We start from the raw sequence: 2,097 nt of genomic DNA on the forward strand, positions 1-2,097 counted from the left end.
TACGGGCTGACCTCCTTCGGTTTTGAGGGTGTCGCTGTAAACGCCCATGATATTACCGCTCGCGTCTCGGACATAGAGGGTGTTGATCTCTTTGTCGGGGGTGGTGACGTATTTGGTGATGCGGTTACCGGAAGCATCATAGCGGTATTTGACGGTTTTTTGAGGATCCTGTGGATTCGGAAGGAAGTTGTCGGCGACCCATGCTACTCTGTTTTTGAGAGGGGGATTTTTGGTTGGGAGTTTTTGGGGATAAGAAACTCCCACAAGTATTATTGACTTGTGGGGGTTGGGGTTTTGTTGTGATAAGTTACAAACTTATACAATTGGATAGTTCTAAGTAACGCCTACGGCTTAATACTGAGAACATTGGGAATTTCAAACAAGTTCTTAGTAATACTATTTATAAATCTATTTCATAAGACGGTTTTGTAATTTGAAAACCTGAAATCTTGTTTATTTCAAGAGCCTCTTTCAACCGTTCAGAAATAAGTATTTTTCCATACAAATATCTTAATGTAAACAAGTCTAAATTATGATCAAAATTATCAACTAGTTTCAATCTATCTGGGACAATATTTTTAACTGATTTAAGTTCCTTTGTCTTTTTGACTAAATCATCATGTGAGTTTATCTCAATTGGTGTTTTTTCATAATCCCAATTTGGCAATTCCCAAGGTGGAATTCTTAATGTTGAAAAGCTAGATTTTGTAAAGTCAATTGAAGTACTATGACTTTCCTGTAAGTGAAATAAAAAATAGTTTTCCTTTACATCGCTATCATATTTTAATAAAGTAGCCTCAAAAAATGCATGCTTTGGTAGATTGAATTTTGTCATTAAAGCCTTAAGCTTACTATTTACCAAAAAGCTATAGCTATTGAATAATGCACTACTCACTATATCTGTTAAGTTGGAACCTTTGCCCAACATCACAGAATTTAAGTCGGGAATAACTTTTGGAGCTTTTAAGATTGGTAAATTCGAGACAGAATCAATCTTTTTAAACTTGTAATTATTACTCATACCATCTGTTTGCGGATATGTATTCCCAATTTCATCTCCAGTGGAATCTTCTAATATATAATACCTCATTTTATGAAAAATTTACAATATTTTCTGACCATTATCGGTTAATTCTTTAACAACTTTTTGAGCATCTGGTAAAAGTGTTTCGGTAATGAATTTTTTAGCAGCTTCTCCATCAAAACCTATATTATCATTAGCCCAATTGTCTAATTTAGATTTAATCCAACTATTATATTTCTTATGTCCTCCAGTGTTATGTAATACAGTTTCAATAGGCATTCCATTTATTTTCCCATTAAACTTAAAACCAGCTTCTACTGCTTTTCTTACTACTTCACTTTCTTTTAGCATAGATACAGGTATCACATGGTGAGCAACCCAATCTACACTCCCAAACATTTTATCACCGACATTACGTAAATTACTTCGAGAAGCAATTGCAGAGGCAACTTTTTCACCGTACTTTCCATAATTATTAGCAAATTCTACTGCATTACTAAAACTCTTAAACCATTTAGTTTTCCCCTTTAATTTAGGAATTTCACTTCCATACATAGCTGCATACTTCCATCCTTTTGCTGCTGCATCGCCTATTATTGGAAGAATTGATATTCCAGATAATGTCGCTTCATAGTACTTACCTTGAGCAAGGTATACTACTCCGTGTAAAGCATCAATAGGTTCTCCCACTACTGGGGCTCCTCCAGCAATATCTAATGCAGTATGAAGATGTTCTTCTGTTACACTTTCTGCAGTTGCAAGATAGGTTTCAGGACTTGTATTATACCAAGGTGTTGTAAGTGCAATTTCTAGCCCTTCTAATTCAATAAACTGTATAACTTTATTTTCACTGAAGGCATAAGGTGAATTGTGTGGGTATTTTTTTGTAAGTGGATCAATAGCAAAGAACCTCCCTATTACAGGATTATGCATCCTATATTTATAGTTCACCCAACCAGTTTCTCCATCTTCTTCTTGACCTTGGAACCCATACCTATACCCCCTCACTACCGCTACTCCTAGCCGTAATCTTCAACCCAAAAGGATAGTAATCACTATATGAAAGAACGTGT

General features: G+C 35.3%; 3 protein-coding genes. 1 reads left to right on the top strand and 2 read right to left on the bottom strand.

Annotated features, from left to right (window positions below; genetic code table 11):
• Positions 1–276 (top strand): hypothetical protein (locus HHU12_RS33615; RefSeq protein WP_169661099.1); only part of this gene is annotated, 276 nt, incomplete at its 5' end.
• A 124-nt stretch (positions 277–400) separates the two neighbouring features.
• Here HHU12_RS33615 and HHU12_RS33620 read toward each other — a convergent pair.
• Both HHU12_RS33620 and HHU12_RS35880 read right to left on the bottom strand, forming a co-directional pair.
• Positions 401–1,090 carry a hypothetical protein gene (locus HHU12_RS33620; RefSeq protein ID WP_169661100.1) on the bottom strand — a complete coding sequence of 230 codons (690 nt, stop codon included), beginning with the start codon at positions 1,088–1,090 and terminating at the stop codon, positions 401–403.
• A gap of 12 nt (positions 1,091–1,102) precedes the next feature.
• A complete protein-coding gene (locus HHU12_RS35880; RefSeq protein WP_169661101.1) occupies positions 1,103–2,032 on the bottom strand; it encodes an RHS repeat-associated core domain-containing protein in 930 nt (309 codons plus the stop codon).
• Between the last annotated feature and the right edge of the window lie 65 nt (positions 2,033–2,097).

It is taken from the genome of Flammeovirga aprica JL-4 (genome assembly GCF_012844305.1).
Taxonomy (GTDB): domain Bacteria; phylum Bacteroidota; class Bacteroidia; order Cytophagales; family Flammeovirgaceae; genus Flammeovirga; species Flammeovirga aprica.